The sequence below is a fragment of the Pseudonocardia oroxyli genome (genome assembly GCF_900102195.1).
GTDB classification, from domain to species: domain Bacteria; phylum Actinomycetota; class Actinomycetes; order Mycobacteriales; family Pseudonocardiaceae; genus Pseudonocardia; species Pseudonocardia oroxyli.
In genome coordinates, this window is the sequence record NZ_FNBE01000033.1 from 1 (window position 1) to 15,626 (window position 15,626).

Below are 15,626 nucleotides of genomic sequence, written 5' to 3' on the forward strand. Positions count from 1 at the left end.
GCGAGTCCGAGGGGCAGCGGCGGATGCGGGCCCTGCACGCCGGGCGGTACGACGGGTCGGCGCGCAGCCTGGAGATCGCCCCCAACCTGTGGGCGTCGCCCGGGCGGCTGCCGGACCCGGGGCTCGCCGCGGTGCCGGCCCGCGCCTCGTGACCCCATCCCGCCGAGATGAACCTCAGGGCTGTCCGGACCATGATCGAACAGCCCTCAGGTTCATCTCGGCGGGGCTCTGGAGGCGAGGCGCTCCGGTCCGGTCGCGGGCTCCCCGGGGCGACCGTCGTCGGTCGGCCCGCTCACTCCCGCAGGTCGTGGTCGGGGAGCGGGCCCGGGACGGCGAAGGCGTCGAGGTAGGGGGCGAGGTCGCCGCGCTCGGTCCAGCTCGCCGGCCGTCCAGTCCGGGCGGGCGGCGCACGCGGTCGTGTGGTGCGGGGTCACCGCCCGCCCGGTGCGGGGTCGGTGTACTCGTGCCACCGCTGTGCCGCGGCCCGGTCGAGTCCGGTCAGCCTGCGCAGCCACGCCGGGAGGGGCGCGGTGTGCGCCGGTCGCGCGGGCGCGTCCGTGCCGGTCGGCGCGGGCAGCAGGCGTTCGACGGCGGTGAGCAGCCGCAACGTGGTCGACGGGGCCAGCGCGTGCACCCGGGAGCCCAGGTGGGCGAGCGGCGTCAGGATGATCTCCGGGGTGCCGCGCAGAGTGGCCCGGACCAGCCTGCGCGCGGCCCGTTCGGCGTCGATCGACAGCAGGGGCACCGACGCGCCCACGGTGAACCAGGCCCGCTCGGCCACGGCGTCCCCGGTGATCAGCGCGTTGCGGGTCGACCCGGTGCGCATCAGCCCCGGGACGCCGACGGTGACCGACACCCCGCGGCGCCCGGCCTCCAGGCGCAGCCCCTCGGCGAACCCGACGGCGGCGTGCTTGGCGGCGCCGTAGGGGAGCAGGTGCGGCGCGGGCAGCTTGCCGCCGATCGACGTCACGGCGAGGATCCGGCCGCCGGTGCGGGCCAGCAGCGGAAGCGCGGCCAGCGCGGGGCGGGCCAGCCCCCAGAACATGACGTCCATGGCCTGGACGTAGTCGTCGTCCCGCAGGTCCGGCTGCGGGCCGACCTGGATGACCCCCGCGTTGGCGACGAGCACGTCCAGGCGGCCGAACTCGCGTTCGGCGAGCGCGACGAGCTCGGCGGCACTCTCCGGCCTGCCGACGTCCGCCTCGTGGGTCACGACCCGCGCGCCGCGCGCCGCGAGGTCGGCCCGCGCGGGTTCGAGGCCGTCCCGGGCGCAGAGCAGCAGGTCGTGGCCGCGGTCGGCGAGCTCGCGGGCGAGCAGGAAGCCGAGGCCGCGGCTCGCGCCGGTGACCAGCGCGACGGGGCGATCCGAAGGAGGCATCCGTGGAGATGCCCACTCCGGCGCACCCGACACCCGATCGCCGCGGTTCCCGGCGGGGAGCCCGGGTAGCCCCCTCGCTCGGAAGATCCAGAACGACCCACCCGAGGAGCCCCGATGCGCGCCCTGACCTGGCACGGCACCCGCGACGTCCGCGTGGACACCGTGCCCGACCCCACGATCTCGGACCCCACGGACGTGATCGTGCAGATCACCTCGACCGGTCTCTGCGGCTCCGACCTGCACCTCTACGAGGTGCTGGGGCCGTTCCTCGACGAGGGCGACATCCTCGGCCACGAACCGATGGGCGTGGTCGCCGAGAAGGGGTCCGCCGTCACCGCACTCGAGGTCGGGGACCGGGTCGTCGTGCCGTTCAACGTCTCCTGCGGCACGTGTTGGATGTGCGGGCAGGGGCTGCACTCGCAGTGCGAGACGACCCAGAACCGCGAGCAGGGGATGGGTGCCTCGCTGTTCGGCTACACGAAGCTGTACGGGCAGGTGCCCGGCGGGCAGGCCGAGTACCTGCGGGTGCCGTTCGGGAACACCCTGCCGATCAAGGTCCCCGACGGGCCGTCCGACGACCGGTTCGTCTACCTGTCCGACGTGCTGCCGACCGCCTGGCAGGCCGTGGCCTACGCCGACCCGCCGAAGGACGGCAGCCTCGTCGTCCTCGGGCTCGGGCCCATCGGCGACATGGCCTGCCGGATCGCCCGACACCGCGGGATCGAGCAGGTCATCGGCATCGACCTCGTCCCCGAACGGTTGGCCCGCGCCCGGGCCCGCGGGGTCTCCACCGTCGACCTGCGGGACGCGGGCGACGGCGTGGAGGACGCCGTCCGCGCCCTGACCGGCGGCCGGGGAGCGGACGCGGTGATCGACGCCGTGGGGATGGAGGCGCACGGCTCCCCGATCGGGTCGATCGCCCACCGGGTCGTCGGGCTGCTGCCGAAGGCCCTCGGCGCCCCGCTCATGAAGACGGCGGGCGTGGACCGGATGGCGGCGCTGCTCCTGGCCGTCACCCTGGTGCGCCGCGGCGGCACCGTGTCGCTGTCCGGCGTCTACGGGGGCACCGCCGACCCGCTCCCGATGCTCCAGATCTTCGACAAGCAGATCCAGCTCCGGATGGGTCAGGCCAACGTCCACCGCTGGGTGCCCGACCTGCTGCCGCTGCTCACCGCGGACGACCCGCTCGGGACGGAGGACTTCGCCACCCACCGGGTGCCGCTCGAGGCGGCGCCGGACGCCTACGCGATGTTCCAGGAGAAGCGGGACGGCGCGGTGAAGGTGCTGTTCACCCCGGGCTCCTGAAACCGGGCCCTCAGGGCTGCAGGACCCCGACGGGCTCGCCGCGGCGGAAGGCGGCGACGATCTCGCCGACGGCGGTGAAGTAGTCGCGGAGGGACCGGGCGGACACGTAGCCGGTGTGCGGGGTCAGCACGGTGCGCGGCGCGGTGCGCAGCGGATGGTCGGCGGGCAGCGGCTCGCGGTCGAACACGTCCAGCGCCGCGCCGGCGATCCGACCCTCGCGGAGCGCGTCGACGAGGGCGCGCTCGTCCACGATCGGGCCCCGCGAGGTGTTGACCAGCAGGGCGGTCGGCTTCATCCGCGCGAGCTCGGCCGCGCCCACGGTCCCGGCCGAGCGGGGCGAGAGCACCAGGTGGACGCTGAGCACGTCGGCGGTCTCGAACAGCTCGTCGCGCCCCACCGCCCGGACCCCGACCTCGGCCGCGCGCTCGGCCGCCAGGTTCGGGCTCCAGGCCACGACGTCCATGCCGAACGCGCGGGCGACCGGGACCATCGCCGCCCCGAGCCGGCCCAGGCCCAGTAGGCCGAGGGTCGCGCCGGAGAGCGTGTGGGCGAGTCCGAGCTGCCAGCCGCCCGCGCGGACCGCGGCGTCCTGGGCGGGGACGTTGCGGGCCAGCGCGAGCAGCAGCGCCCAGGTGTGCTCGGTCGTCGAGGTGGACGTCGAGGTGGTGCCGCACACCGTGACGCCGCGGGCGGCCGCGGCGGCGATGTCGATGGCCGCGTTCCGCATCCCGGCCGTGACGACCAACCGCAGCCGGGGCAGCCGGGCGAGCAGCCCGGCGGTGATCGGGGTGCGTTCGCGCATGCACACGATCGCGTCCACGTCCCGCAGCCGCGCGACGAGCTGGTCCTCGTCGTCCACGTGGTCCCCGAACGCGACCGGCTCCACGTCCGGCGGGAGATCGAGCAGGGCGACCGCCACCTGCTGGTAGTCGTCGAGCAGGGCGACCCGGAAGGCTGTCATCGGGAGCGATCGTAGCGGGCTCAGGCCCGGTCGAGCCGCCCCCAGAACCCGGTCAGGGCGCGGGCGGCGGGGCGGGGGTCCTCCACCGGCCACCAGTGCCCGACGCCGGCGAGCTCGGCGATCTCGGCGCCGGCCGCCCGCGCCGCGGTGCGGTGCTGCTCGACGGTCCCGCTGGCGGCGGAGACGTCCTCCAGCGCGATCAGGGCGAGCCCCGGTCAGGACGAGGGGTGGGCATCGGGTCTCCCGTCGCTAACTTGCGTGTAGGCGCGCAAGTAACTGTAGCGCAGTCGACCGGGGAGCGGAACGGGTCGGGACCAGCGGGGGATCGGGCGGGGATCGGGCGGGGATCAGGCGAGGTACGCGGTGCGCACCGCCCGCACGGCCTCGCGGACGATGCCGGAGACGTCGTCGGCGGGGGGAGTGGCGATGAGCTGCAGGCCGGTACCGCGCAGCAGCGCCATGAGGACGGTGGCAGCCGCGGCCGGGTCCACCTCGGACCGGACGGAGCCGTCCGCGATCCCGCGGCGGACCACGTCGGCGAGGAAGCGGCGGAAACCCTCGTCGCGCTCGGCGAACAGCGGGGCGACCACCGGGTCCGCGGCGACGGCCTCCATCCACAGCTGGAGGAAGGCGCGAGTGGTCGGTGCCCGTCGGGCCACGGCCTGCAGGTACGTCTCGACGATCGCGACGAGATGGCCGAGGCCGTCGTCGGCCGAGTCGGGCAGCCCCAGGTTCTGGGCCCGGTCCAGGACCGCCTCGATGAGCCGCTCCCGGCTGCCGAACTGGTAGTAGACGATCCCGCGGCTGTACCCGGCGGCCTCGCCGACCTGCGCGAGGGTGACCGACCGCGATCCGGTGGCGGCGATGAGGGCCGTCGCCGCCTCCAGGACGCGCCGCTCCGTCTCCGCGCGCCGTTGCTCCTGGGTCCGTCGCTCCTGGGTCCGTCGCCGGGGGGTCTCGCTCACGGTCGCAGTCTCCCGGGCGGAGCGTGCGGCGACGGTCCGGGGTCAGCCGGGGTCGGCCGTGGGCTGGTCGCGGACGAGGTGGAGGAGCCAGTCCGGCCCGGTGTGGATGAGGGCGTAGCGGCGCGACCCGGTGCGGCCGTGGAGGGTGAAGAGGATGCGGCGGTCGGTGCGGTCGTGCTCCTCCCACCAGCCGGTGTCGGCGACGGTCTTGTGCTCGTCGGTGTAGTCGAGGTGGTCGAGTGCATGGTCGGCGACGGGCACGGCGAGGCGGTTGTGGCGCGGGTCGTCGGGCAGCCCGCGGGGCACCGCCCAGGAGCGCAGGACGCCGTCCTCCTCCAGCCGGAGGTCGAAGTGCGGCCGGGGGCGTCGATGATCGTGGAGGACGAAGGCGGGGCGGGCGGGCACGCCGTCGGGGTCTGCGTCGGGGACTGCGGAGTCGTGCTCGGCCACGGCGCCGATCGTGGCCCACTCGTGGGCGCCATGCTCGCCGGAGGGGATGATGAGGGTTCCCTCCTCCGACACCCGGTCCGGCCCGCGGACCGAGACGGGACGATCAGCCGATGACGAACCTCGAGGAACGCCCGGCCGTCGAGGTCCTCGGCCGCGGCAGGCCGTGCACGGCGGTGGAGGTCCTCGAACCCCGACCGGTGCCCCTGGGCGGGGTCCGCGGGACGACGGTCCACCGGACCCTGCCGCAGCGGCAGCGCTCGCTCGTCGGGGCGTGGTGCTTCCTGGACCACTACGGGCCGGACGACGTGGCGGTCACCGGCGGGATGACCGTGCCGCGGCACCCGCACACCGGGCTCGCGACGGTGTCCTGGCTGTTCAGCGGCCGCATCGCGCACCTCGACTCCGGCGGCAACGCGGCCGAGGTCGTGCCGGGGGAGCTCAACCTGATGATCGCCGGGCGGGGCATCACCCACCAGGAGATCAGCAGCGCCGACACGCGGACCCTGCACGGTGTGCAGCTCTGGTACGCCCTGCCGGACGCGACGCGCTTCAGCGAGAACGCCTTCGCCCACCACGTGCCCGAGCCGGTGGCGCTGCCCGGCGGCACCGTGCGGGTGTTCATCGGGTCGCTCCTGGGATCGACCACGCCGGTGGACACGCGCACTCCCGAGCTGCTCGGTGCCGAGCTGGTCCTCGAGCCGGGCGCCACTGCGACGCTGCCTGCGCGTACGGACTTCGAGTACGCCGTCCTGGCCGAGAACGCCGAGGTCACGGTGAACGGGACCGCCGTCGCCCACCGCTCGCTGGCGTACGTCCCGACCGGGGCCGACACGCTGCTGATCGGGGCGGGGGCGGGCGGGGCCCGCGTGCTGCTGCTGGGCGGCGTCCCCCTCGACGAGCGGATCGTCATGTGGTGGAACCTCGTCGGCCGCGACCACGACGAGATCGTGGAGTTCCGGCGCCGCTACCAGGCCGAGCTCGGGTTCGAGCCGGTCGACCCGCAGGACGTCGGCAAGCCCGCGCTGTTCGGTACGTTCCCGGCGGACCAGCCGCCGCCGCTGCCGGCGCCGCCGCTGCCCACGGCGAGGCTCGTCCCGCGGGAGTGAGTGCGGGGGCGGCGCGGGGCTCGTTCGGCTCCGGGTGAGAATCACCGGCGAGCAGTGGGGAGCTGACCGATGGCGGGACGGGGTTCGACGGCGGCACGGCAGGCGCTGACCGACGCGGACGTGGCGGAGGTGCGCGCGGAGGTGTCCGCGGGCAAGGCGGTGACCGTCTGGTTCACCGCGGCCGCGGTCGGGGTGCCGACGGGCGGGTCGGCGAAGGTGGTGGCCGTCGACGAGGTGGCCGAGGGAGACTTCATCCAGGTCCGACCCGCGGGTTCGCGGGACGCGGTGTTCTGCTCGCCGGGTGAGCTCACCCGGACCAGGCCCGCCCGACGGTCGGCCGCGACCGCGCAGGCCGCGCCGGGCGAGTCGGCGGCACCGGCCGCACTGTCCGCGCCCGCCGCCCGCGCCCGGCGGTCCGCCGGGTCCACCGAACCCGGCGGGTCGGTCCGGTCGGACACGCCGAAGGCGACTGGTGCGAAGCCGACTGCTGGGAAGCCGACTGCTGCGAAGCCGACCGTTGCGAAGCCGACTGCTCCGGAGCCGGCCGTCCCGAAGCCGACGGCACCACAGGGGCCCGCAGCGGTGGCGCCCGCGCCGCCGGAGCCCGCCCCGGAACGGCAGGCGAAGGCCGCCCGGAGCGGCAAGCGCGGCGAGCGTTCGGGGGCGCTGACGGTCAGCCTGACCGCATCCGCGGACGGCGAGTGGACGGTGGAGGTGCTGGCGGGGGCGAAGCGGGTCGTCCCGGCGACGCCGATCCAGGCGGCCGACGTCGCCGCCGCGACCCGTTCCCTCCCGGCGCCGGTCACGGAGGTGGTCACCGCGACGCTCGCCGAGGCCCGCAGGCGTCAGGAGGAGCGGGTCGCCCGGCTGCGCGAGGAGCTCGACGCCGCGCAGCGGACCCTGGACCAGCTCGGCGTCGACTGAGCCGGGCGGGCGGCTAGTGCCCCGTGCGACAAGGTTCGGCACCGATCTCGGCGGCCCAGCCACACGCGGGCGGCGTTGCCGGCCCGCGCGGTACGCCCGGTACGGCCTGCGGACCGGCGGCCTTGCCCGCGAGCGGCTGGACCACCGATTCCGGCACCGACCTTCTCGCACGGGGCACTAGCGCGCCGTCATCCGGATCGCGCCGTCCATGCGGATGGTCTCGCCGTTGAGGTAGTCGTGCTCGGCGATCATCGACACGAGGCGGGCGTACTCGCTCGCCCGGGCCAGCCGCTGGGGGAAGGTGACGGTCTTCGCCAGGCTCGCCTGGACCTCCTCCGGGAGCCCCGCGAGCATCGGGGTCTCGACGATGCCGGGCGCGATGGTCATGACCCGGATCCCGTACTGGGCCAGGTCCCGCGCGGCGGTGATCGTCATGCCCGCGACGCCGGACTTGGAGGCGGTGTAGGCGATCTGGCCGATCTGGCCCTCGAAGGCCGCCACGGAGGCGGTGTTGACGACGACGCCGCGCTGGCCGTGCTCGTCCGCCTCGGTCTCGGCGATCTTCTCGGCGGCCAGCCGCATGACGTTGAACGTGCCGAGCAGATTGACCTTGAGGACCGTGTGGAACAGGTCGAGGTCGTGGGTGCCGCGCTTGGACAGGATCCGGGCCGACGGGGCGATCCCGGCGCAGTTCACGACCAGTCGCAGCGGGGCGGGGCCCTCGGCGGCCCGGGCGACGACGTCCCGCACGGAGGCCTCGTCGGTGACGTCGCCCTGGAGCAGGGTGAGGCCGTCGGGGGACTGGGCGGGGACGGTCCGGTCCAACCCGTAGACGGCGGCGCCGTTCTTCGCGAGGTGGGCCGCGGTGGCGGCGCCGAGGCCGGACGCGGCGCCGGTGACGAGTGCGGCGATGCCGTCGAGCTGCATGGGTGTGCCTTTCGCGTGGCGAGCGGTGGGGAGCGTCAGCGCGCGAGGCCGCGGCTGATGACGAGTCGCTGGATCTGGTTGGTGCCCTCGAAGATCTGCATGATCTTGGCCTCGCGCATGTAGCGCTCGACCGGGAAGTCGCGGGTGTAGCCGTAGCCGCCGAAGACCTGCACGGCGTCCGTGGTCACCTTCATCGCGGCGTCGGTCGCGACGAGCTTCGCGACGCTGGCCTGGCGGCTGTAGGGGCGGCCGAGGTCGCGGCGGCGGGCGGCGTCGAGGTAGGTGGCGCGGGCGGAGTCGACGGCGGCGGCCATGTCCGCCAACAGGAATCCGAGGCCCTGGTGGTCGACGATCTTCTTACCGAACGTCGTGCGCTCGTTCGCGTAGTCGACGGCGGCGTCGAGCGCGGCCTGGGCCAGCCCGGTGGCGCACGCGGCGATGCCGAGGCGCCCGGAGTCCAGCGCACTGAACGCGATCTGCAGGCCCTGGCCCTCGGCGCCGAGCAGGCGGTCGGTCTCCAGCAGCGCGCCGTCCCAGTGCGCGGTGGTGGTGGGGATCGCGTGCAGGCCCATCTTCTCCTCCGGCTTGCCGAAGGACAGTCCCTCGACCTGCCCCGGAGCGAGGAAGCAGGAGATCCGCTCGCCGGTGCGGGCGAACAGCGCGTAGAAGTCCGCGCGGCCACCGTGGGTGATCCACGCCTTGGTCCCGGTGACCCGGTACCCGGCCTCCTCCGCGACGGCCTTGCAGGTCAGGGCGGCGGCGTCCGACCCGGCCTGGGGCTCGGACAGGCTGTACCCGCCGACGACCCCGCCGCCGAGCAGCTCGGGCAGCCAACGCTCCTTCTGCGCGTCGGTGCCGAAGGTCGCGACCGGGAAGCACGCCAGCCCGTGCACGCTGGTGGCCACCGCGACGGCGGCCCAGCGGGCGGCGAGCTCCTCGAGGACCTGCAGGTAGACCTCGTAGGGCTGCGCGCCGCCCCCGAACTCCTCGGGGTAGGGCAGCCCGAGCAGACCCGCGGCGCCGAGCGTCGCGAACAGCCCCTCCGGGTAGGTCTCCGCCCGCTCGTGCTCCTCGACGCGGGTCGCCAGCTCCTTGTCCGCGAGGTCGCGGGTGAGGTCGAGCAGGTCCTCGGCCTCCTGGGTCGGGAGGAGTCGGTCGACGGCCACGATGAGGTCCCTTCGGTACGCACAACGGTACGTTCGTGTCTGTCAGAGTACCGTTAGGGCGAGGATGGGAGTATGCGACCGTGACCGGAACCCCAGTCCGTCGCGGCGAGGCCCGCCGCGCCGAGCTCGAGGACGGCGTGCTCGCGCTGATCCTCGAGGAGGGGTTCGCCCACCTCACGCTGGACGACGTCGCGGCCCGGCTCCGCTGCTCCAAGCGGACGCTCTACGGCCTGGCCGCGAGCCGCGAGCAGCTGGTGCGCGCCGCGGTCGTCCGGTTCTTCCGCGAGGCGACGGCCCGGGTCGAGGCTGCGGTGACCGACGAGGCGCCGATCCGCAGCTACCTCGAAGCCGTCGCCGCCGTGCTCGCCGCGGCCGGTCCGGCCTTCTTCGACGACGTCGCCTCGTTCCGGCCCGCCGCCGAGGTCTACGAACGCAACACCCGGGCCGCGGCGCGGCGGATCGGGGAGCTGATCGAGCAGGGCGTCGCGGCCGGGAGCTTCCGCAGCGTGCACGCGGGCTTCGTGGCCGACCTCGTCGCCGCGCAGATGGTGCGCATCCAGCAGCGCGAGGTGGCCGCGGCGACCGGGCTGTCGGACAGCGAGGCCTATGCGGAGCTCGCGGCCCTGGTCACGGCCGGTCTGGTGCCTCCGAGGGGCTGACCAGCGGCGCGGACCGCCACTCCGCGGTCGCCTGGCCCGCCGCCACGGCGAAGGGCAGGCGCAGGGTCGTGGCCAGCCAGAGCAGGATGTCGTGCAGTCGCAGCCGGGTGGGGCTCGCGTCCCCGAGCAGGGTCGCCACGGTGTGCTCCAGGGCGGCGAAGGCGTCCGCGTTGGCGCGCAGCTCGCGCCGGACCACCGCGTCGACGCCGCTGTCGCCCTCCAGGGTGTGCGGGAGCAGGGCGCGCCGGGTGCTGGGCGTCAGGTGGGGGACGAGCGTCGGTCGCTGGTGGTGCAGGACCGCCCGGACGTGCGCGGGGTGGGCCCCGCCGCGTCGGTCGATCTCCCGCAGGGCGGCCCCCACGGTGCCGGGCTCGCCGAGGACCGAGAGCTCGTCGTCGGGCAGCGCCCAGAAGGGGGCGCCCGCCGCGCGCTCGGCGGCCGCCGCGGCCAGCGGTCCGACGCGGGCCAGCGCGTCGTCGACGTCCGTCCAGCCCGGCTCGTCGAGTCTGCCGTGCAGGCCCTCCCCGAGCAGGACGTCGGTGTCGCCGTTCGGGCCGGTCGCGAGCGTGTCGAAGCGGGTCCAACCGAAGGCGGGCAGGGACACCCAGTGTCCCTGCGGCCACGCGAACGACCGGAACCGCAGCGGCCGCCGCGCCCGCGCGTAGCCGAGCACGGCCGCGACGGCCGTCGCCATCGGCAGCGGGTCGGGCCCGGTGCTCGGGAGCAGGAAGGCGTCCGCGGTCACGACACCATCTTGGTGGAGCGGCGGCCGCGGCGGTCGCTACCGCACCGCGACTCGGGTCTCGGTCGACTGCAGGACCAGGACCGCGACGGCGCCGAGCACGGCGAGGCCGATCCCGAGCGCGGTGGCGACGTTCCAGCCCGCGACGAGGCCGCCCGCGTCGGCCCCGCCGGGCAGGGCGATCACGGTGGCGACGGTGACGCCGAGGGCGGCGCCGACGTAGCGGCTGGTGTTGTTGATGCCGCTCCCCGCGCCCGCGTCGGTGGGCGGGACGCTCGCCACGGCCTCGCGCCCCAGCGTCGCGTTCACCACGCCGGTCCCGGCGCCCGTCACGACCAGCCCGAGGATCAGCTGCACGAGCGGCGTCGCGGTGGTCAGCACGGCGATCGGCAGGAGGCCGACCGCCAGCACGAGCAGTCCGGCCGCCATCCGGGCGCCGCCCGAGACCCGGGCCGGGATGCGCCGGGCCAGGAGTGCGGCGACCACGCTGGTCCCCGACCAGGAGAGCAGGATCGCCGCGGCCACCACGGCGTTGTGGGCGAGCCCGCGTTCCAGCACCGTCGACAGGAACGACATGAGCGCGATGATCGTCGCGCCCGTCACGAACGCGGCGAGGGTGGCCGACACCAGGGCGGGACGGCGGAACAGGTGCAGCTCGAGCATCGGGCTCCGGGCCCGGCGCTGATGGCCGAGGAAGACCGCGAGGAAGACCACCGCGGCCGCGGCCAGGCCGAGCACCCAGGGGCCGGTCCACCCCTGGCGGCCCTGGGTGAGCGCGGCCAGCAGGCAGCCGAGGCCGATCCCCAGCAGGGCGGCCCCGACGAGGTCGACCCCGCGGTGGCGCTCCGACCGGGACTCGGGCAGCAGGGACCGGCCCGCCGCCGCCAGGGCCACGGCGGCCACCGTGATCACCAGGTAGGCCCAGCGCCAGCTCGACAGGGCCTCCCCGACCGAACCGAGCAGCGGCCCGACCGCAGGGCCCGCACCCATGCAGGCGCCCCAGATCCCGATGGCGCGCAACCGTTCCGGGCCTGCGGGCACGGTGTGGCTGATCAGCGCCAGCCCGCACGCGATCACCGCGGCCGCGCCGATCCCCTCCACGATCCGCCCCGCGACGAAGAGCCCGGGCCCGGGGGCCAGCCCGCACGCGGCCGAGCCGGCCGCCAGCAGCACCGCGCCCGCGACGAAGACCCGGCGGCGGCCCGTCTCGTCCCCGAACGAGCCCGCGGGCAACAGTGCGACGGCGAGCCCGAGGCTCATCGAGCTGAGGATCCACGAGGTGGCCACCGCCCCGGCGCCCAGGTCGGCCGCGACCGCGGGGACGATCGACAACGGCGCCGTGAACGCGGTCATCGCCAGCAGCGTGCCGCCCGCGGTGACGACCAGGCGCCGTCCGGTGTCCTGCATGGAGTCCCCCCGCTCGTCGATGCTCGGACCGTAACACGTTCGGTTCGGTCATTGAACCGACATGTGGAACCATGGGGGCATGGTGTTGCCCCGGGACTACACGCGGCAGAACTGCTCGATGGCGCGGGCGCTCGAGATCGTGGGGGAGCGGTGGACGTTGCTGATCGTCCGGGACGCGTTCTTCGGGGTCCGTCGGTTCAGTGACTTCTCCCGCCACCTCGACGTCCCGCGGGCCGTGCTGACCGAACGCCTGGGCCTGCTCGTGGCCGAGGGCGTGCTGGAACGCGAGCCCGGCCCGCGCGGGGGATACCTGTTGACGGACAAGGGTCGGGCGCTGTGGCCGGTGCTCCGGGCCCTCGTCGGGTGGGGGGACGAGTACTGCGCGCCGCGCGGCCCGCGCCGGCTGTTCGACCACGCGGGCTGCGGCGGCCGCATCGACCCCGACGGCCGCTGCCGCGACTGCGGGGCGGCGGTCGCGGCCGCGGACACGGTGATGTCCCCCGGGCCGGGCTTCGACCCGCCGGTCGGGGACGAGGTCGTCACCGCGGCGCTGGCCCGGCCCCGGCGGCTGCTGGAGCCGATCCGCTGAGCCGGCGCCTCACCCCTCGAGCGTGCTGCTGAACTCCTCGACGCCCAGCACCCGCAGCAGGTCGAGGCGCTCCCGCGACCCGGCGTCCGCCGGGGTGAGGACGAGGAGCTCCTGGCGCAGGTCGGGCGTCACGAGGGTCTCGCAGTCCATCGTCAGCGCGCCGACCCGCGGGTTCCGGAACGTCTTGCGGTCGGCGCGCCGCACGGCCACCTCGTGCTCGGCCCACCGGTCGCGGAACTCCGGGCTGGCGGCCCGCAGCCGCGCGACCAGCCCCTCGACGTCCGGGTCCCCGGCGCGGCGGCCCGCCACCGCCCGGAGGTCGGCGACCAGCGACCGGGACTGATGGTCGCGCGCCGCCGGCTCGGCGAGCTCGCGCGACCCGGGCTCGGTGAACCAGCGGAAGATCAGGTAGCGGCGGTCCCCGGCGAAGCCGGTGGCGTCCCCCGCGAGCAGCACGGACATCCGGTTCTGGGCGAGCACCTCGCCCAGGTCGGACATGACCATGGCCGGGGTGTCGCCGACCAGGTCGAGCATCCGCAGCAGGCCGGCGCGGGCCTGGCGGGCGCCGTCCGTGCCGTGGGTGGGCGGCGACGGGTGACCGGACAGGTGGAAGAGGTGGTCGCGCTCGTCGTCCGACAGGCGCAGGGCGCGGGCGAGGGCGCCGAGGAGCTGGGTCGAGGGCCTGCTGCTGCGACCCTGCTCCAGGCGCACCACGTAGTCGACGGACACGCCCGCCAGCATCGCCACCTCCTCGCGGCGCAGCCCGCTCGTGCGCCGGCGCGGGCCCTCGGCGATGCCGACCTCGGCGGGACAGATCGCCCGCCGCCTGCGGCGGAGGAAGTCGGCCAGCTCGTCACGGTGCACGCACCCATGGTGCGCCCCGCGGGGGAGCCGAGCCAGGGAGCGGCGCTCCCACGATCGACGCTCGCTGCCACCGGGCGCCCGACGGGCCCAGGGTGGGACCCATGCAGACACGACAGCTGGGCACCACCGGACCGACCGTCTCCGCCCTCGGGCTGGGCGCGATGAGCATGTCCGGGGTCTACGGCCCGGCCGACCGCGACGAGAGCATCGCCACCGTGCACGCCGCGCTCGACGCCGGCGTCACCCTGATCGACACCGCCGACTTCTACGCCACGGGCCACAACGAGATGCTCCTCGCCGAGGCGCTGCGCGGCCGGGACCGGGACTCCTACGTGCTCTCGGTGAAGTTCGGCGCCCTGACCGGCCCGGACGGCGTCCCCAGCGGGTTCGACGGCCGTCCCGCCTTCGTCAAGAGCTCCCTCGCCTACTCCTTGAAGCGGCTGGGGGTGGACCACGTCGACGTCTACCGCCCCGCCCGGCTGGACCCGCAGGTGCCGATCGAGGACACCGTCGGCGCGATCGCCGCGCTGGTGACCGCCGGGTACGTCCGTCACGTCGGTCTGTCCGAGGTGGACGCCGCGACGATCCGCCGCGCCCACGCCGTGCACCCCGTCGCCGACCTGCAGATCGAGTACTCGCTGATCTCCCGCGCGGTCGAGGCCGAGGTGCTCCCGACGCTGCGCGAGCTGGGCATCGGGATGACCGCCTACGGCGTGCTGGCCCGCGGGCTGATCTCCGGGACCTACGAGGCGGGCCGGGAGGGGGACTTCCGCGCCCACAGCCCCCGCTTCTCGCCGGAGAACCTGGCGCACAACCTCGCCCTGGTCGAGGAGCTGCGCGATCTCGCCGCGACCAAGGGCTGCACCGTCGCCCAGCTGGTGATCGCGTGGGTGGCGGCACAGGGACCGGACATCGCGCCGCTGGTCGGGGCCCGCACCCGCGCGCGCCTCGCGGAGGCCCTGCCCGCCCTGGACCTCACGTTCACCCCGGCCGAGCTGGCCACCGTCGAGCGCGCGGTGCCGCTGGGCTCGGCCCGCGGAGACCGCTACCCGAAGGCCTTCATGGCGGGGTTGGGGGTGGGGAACTGAGGGCGCGGCCCACGGGGGACACGGCGTTGTGGCTCCACAATGGTCGTTTCGAGGTGTCGAGACGACCATTGTGGAGCCATGATGCGGTCGGTGAGGGGGTGGGTGTCCGGGGCGGCGGGCAGTCCCTGGTGAGGCGTTCGGTGTGGGTGGCCGGTGGGTAGGGGTGAAGACTGTCATGTCTCAGGACATGGGTGACGAGTCTGGGTCAGGTCATCGGTGACACTGTGGGTGTTCTTGGTGGTGACACTTCCACCGTGAGGCTGCGGCGGTGGCTGCTCAGGAACTCGTCGATCCCCAAGTCCGCCTTGCGATCTCGCAGTGGCCTGATGACGCGCCGCGCGGGGCGGTCTCGACGTTCTGCATCGAGCACGGCATCTCGCGCAAGTCGTTCTACGCGTTGCGCAAGCATGCCCGCGTCGAGGGGCCGGCGGCGGTGCTGGAGCCCCGCTCCCGGCGTCCGCGATCGAGCCCGTCGAGACTGACCGAGCAGGTCAGAGCCCAGGCAGTCGCGGTGCGGGCCGCGCTTGAGGCGTCCGGGCTCGACCACGGCCCGATCAGCGTCCACGACAAGATGCACGCGATGGGCCTGAGCTCGGTGCCCTCGACGGCGTCGTTGGCACGGATCTTCCGCGAGACCGGGGTCGCCCGCCGCGAGCCCCGTAAGAAGCCCCGCTCGGCGTGGCGGCGGTTCGTCTACCCGGCACCGAACGCCTGTCGGCAACTCGACGCCACCGAGTACGTCCTCACCGGTGGCCGCAGGTGCGTGATCCTCCAGCTCATCGACGACCACTCTCGCTATGCGGTCGCCTCCCACGCTGCGCGCGGCGAGACCGCCCACGACACGATCACCGTCTTCGACAAGGCAGTCGCCGCCCACGGCGTCCCGCAACGACTGCTCTCAGACAACGGGGCCGCGCTCAACCCGACGCGACGCGGTCTGGTCGGACAGCTCGTGGCACACGTCGCCGGGCTGGGCACAGAGGCGATCACCGGCAAGCCCCACAAGCCGACTACCCAGGGCAAGAACGAACGCCTCCACCAGACCCTGTTCCGCTACCTCGACAAACAACCCCTGGCCCACACACTCGCGCAGCT

At 74.8% G+C, this 15,626-nt stretch carries 16 protein-coding genes; 7 read left to right on the forward strand and 9 right to left on the reverse strand.

Going from position 1 to position 15,626, the window contains the following annotated elements:
- Positions 1-430 precede the first annotated feature (430 nt).
- Positions 431-1,378, reverse strand: a complete 948-nt coding sequence (locus BLS43_RS28575) for an SDR family NAD(P)-dependent oxidoreductase (protein ID WP_093089823.1) — start codon at positions 1,376-1,378, stop codon at positions 431-433.
- Between the two features lie 114 nt (positions 1,379-1,492).
- Here BLS43_RS28575 and BLS43_RS28580 point away from each other — a divergent pair, with 114 nt between their 5' ends.
- Positions 1,493-2,683, forward strand: a complete 1,191-nt coding sequence (locus BLS43_RS28580; protein WP_093089824.1) for a zinc-dependent alcohol dehydrogenase — start codon at positions 1,493-1,495, stop codon at positions 2,681-2,683.
- A gap of 10 nt (positions 2,684-2,693) precedes the next feature.
- On the opposite strand, the gene BLS43_RS28585 is transcribed toward BLS43_RS28580, so the two are convergent.
- The 3 genes from BLS43_RS28585 to BLS43_RS28600 all read right to left on the reverse strand — a co-directional run bounded on the left by BLS43_RS28585 (position 2,694) and on the right by BLS43_RS28600 (position 5,059).
- Positions 2,694-3,644, reverse strand: coding sequence for a D-2-hydroxyacid dehydrogenase family protein (locus tag BLS43_RS28585; RefSeq protein ID WP_093089825.1), 951 nt, complete (start codon positions 3,642-3,644; stop codon positions 2,694-2,696).
- A gap of 347 nt (positions 3,645-3,991) precedes the next feature.
- Entirely contained in the window at positions 3,992-4,609 is a 618-nt protein-coding gene (locus tag BLS43_RS28595) for a TetR/AcrR family transcriptional regulator (protein ID WP_093089826.1), read from the reverse strand.
- A gap of 42 nt (positions 4,610-4,651) precedes the next feature.
- Complete coding sequence (locus BLS43_RS28600) at positions 4,652-5,059, reverse strand: DNA polymerase ligase N-terminal domain-containing protein (RefSeq protein ID WP_245707902.1); 408 nt, start codon at positions 5,057-5,059, stop codon at positions 4,652-4,654.
- Between the two features lie 110 nt (positions 5,060-5,169).
- Between BLS43_RS28600 and BLS43_RS28605 the strand changes: the two genes are divergently transcribed.
- Both BLS43_RS28605 and BLS43_RS28610 read left to right on the forward strand, forming a co-directional pair.
- A complete protein-coding gene (locus BLS43_RS28605; RefSeq protein ID WP_093089827.1) occupies positions 5,170-6,165 on the forward strand; it encodes a pirin family protein in 996 nt (331 codons plus the stop codon).
- A gap of 69 nt (positions 6,166-6,234) precedes the next feature.
- Positions 6,235-7,089, forward strand: a complete 855-nt coding sequence (locus BLS43_RS28610; protein ID WP_093089828.1) for a DUF6319 family protein — start codon at positions 6,235-6,237, stop codon at positions 7,087-7,089.
- 177 nt (positions 7,090-7,266) lie between these two features.
- On the opposite strand, the gene BLS43_RS28615 is transcribed toward BLS43_RS28610, so the two are convergent.
- Entirely contained in the window at positions 7,267-8,016 is a 750-nt protein-coding gene (locus BLS43_RS28615) for an SDR family NAD(P)-dependent oxidoreductase (protein ID WP_093089829.1), read from the reverse strand.
- Between the two features lie 35 nt (positions 8,017-8,051).
- Positions 8,052-9,182, reverse strand: a complete 1,131-nt coding sequence (locus tag BLS43_RS28620) for an acyl-CoA dehydrogenase family protein (RefSeq protein WP_093089830.1) — start codon at positions 9,180-9,182, stop codon at positions 8,052-8,054.
- Positions 9,183-9,262: 80 nt separating this feature from the next.
- On the opposite strand from BLS43_RS28620, the gene BLS43_RS28625 reads away from it, so the two are divergent.
- A complete protein-coding gene (locus tag BLS43_RS28625) occupies positions 9,263-9,841 on the forward strand; it encodes a TetR/AcrR family transcriptional regulator (protein ID WP_093089831.1) in 579 nt (192 codons plus the stop codon).
- On the opposite strand, the gene BLS43_RS28630 is transcribed toward BLS43_RS28625, so the two are convergent.
- On the reverse strand, positions 9,810-10,586 hold the full coding sequence (locus tag BLS43_RS28630; RefSeq protein WP_093089832.1) for a hypothetical protein: 777 nt from the start codon (positions 10,584-10,586) through the stop codon (positions 9,810-9,812). The genes BLS43_RS28625 and BLS43_RS28630 overlap by 32 nt on opposite strands.
- Before the next feature lie 36 nt (positions 10,587-10,622).
- Complete coding sequence (locus BLS43_RS28635; RefSeq protein WP_093089833.1) at positions 10,623-11,990, reverse strand: MFS transporter; 1,368 nt, start codon at positions 11,988-11,990, stop codon at positions 10,623-10,625.
- Between the two features lie 79 nt (positions 11,991-12,069).
- Here BLS43_RS28635 and BLS43_RS28640 point away from each other — a divergent pair, with 79 nt between their 5' ends.
- On the forward strand, positions 12,070-12,579 hold the full coding sequence (locus BLS43_RS28640; protein WP_093089834.1) for a winged helix-turn-helix transcriptional regulator: 510 nt from the start codon (positions 12,070-12,072) through the stop codon (positions 12,577-12,579).
- A 9-nt stretch (positions 12,580-12,588) separates the two neighbouring features.
- Here BLS43_RS28640 and BLS43_RS28645 read toward each other — a convergent pair whose 3' ends face one another.
- Positions 12,589-13,443 carry a helix-turn-helix transcriptional regulator gene (locus BLS43_RS28645; protein ID WP_093089835.1) on the reverse strand — a complete coding sequence of 285 codons (855 nt, stop codon included), beginning with the start codon at positions 13,441-13,443 and terminating at the stop codon, positions 12,589-12,591.
- Between the two features lie 101 nt (positions 13,444-13,544).
- Between BLS43_RS28645 and BLS43_RS28650 the strand changes: the two genes are divergently transcribed.
- Positions 13,545-14,531, forward strand: a complete 987-nt coding sequence (locus BLS43_RS28650; RefSeq protein WP_093089836.1) for an aldo/keto reductase — start codon at positions 13,545-13,547, stop codon at positions 14,529-14,531.
- Between the two features lie 268 nt (positions 14,532-14,799).
- The coding region (locus BLS43_RS28655) for a DDE-type integrase/transposase/recombinase (RefSeq protein ID WP_143030281.1) at positions 14,800-15,626 on the forward strand (827 nt) is incomplete at its 3' end.

Coding starts and splice junctions, on each gene's coding strand:
- BLS43_RS28605 (WP_093089827.1), top strand. CDS start 5,170: ATGACGAACCTCGAGGAACGCCCGGCCGTCGAGGTCCTCGGCCGCGGC.
- BLS43_RS28580 (WP_093089824.1), top strand. CDS start 1,493: ATGCGCGCCCTGACCTGGCACGGCACCCGCGACGTCCGCGTGGACACC.
- BLS43_RS28635 (WP_093089833.1), bottom strand. CDS start 11,990: ATGCAGGACACCGGACGGCGCCTGGTCGTCACCGCGGGCGGCACGCTG.
- BLS43_RS28640 (WP_093089834.1), top strand. CDS start 12,070: ATGGTGTTGCCCCGGGACTACACGCGGCAGAACTGCTCGATGGCGCGG.
- BLS43_RS28575 (WP_093089823.1), bottom strand. CDS start 1,378: ATGCCTCCTTCGGATCGCCCCGTCGCGCTGGTCACCGGCGCGAGCCGC.
- BLS43_RS28585 (WP_093089825.1), bottom strand. CDS start 3,644: ATGACAGCCTTCCGGGTCGCCCTGCTCGACGACTACCAGCAGGTGGCG.
- BLS43_RS28610 (WP_093089828.1), top strand. CDS start 6,235: ATGGCGGGACGGGGTTCGACGGCGGCACGGCAGGCGCTGACCGACGCG.
- BLS43_RS28615 (WP_093089829.1), bottom strand. CDS start 8,016: ATGCAGCTCGACGGCATCGCCGCACTCGTCACCGGCGCCGCGTCCGGC.
- BLS43_RS28650 (WP_093089836.1), top strand. CDS start 13,545: ATGCAGACACGACAGCTGGGCACCACCGGACCGACCGTCTCCGCCCTC.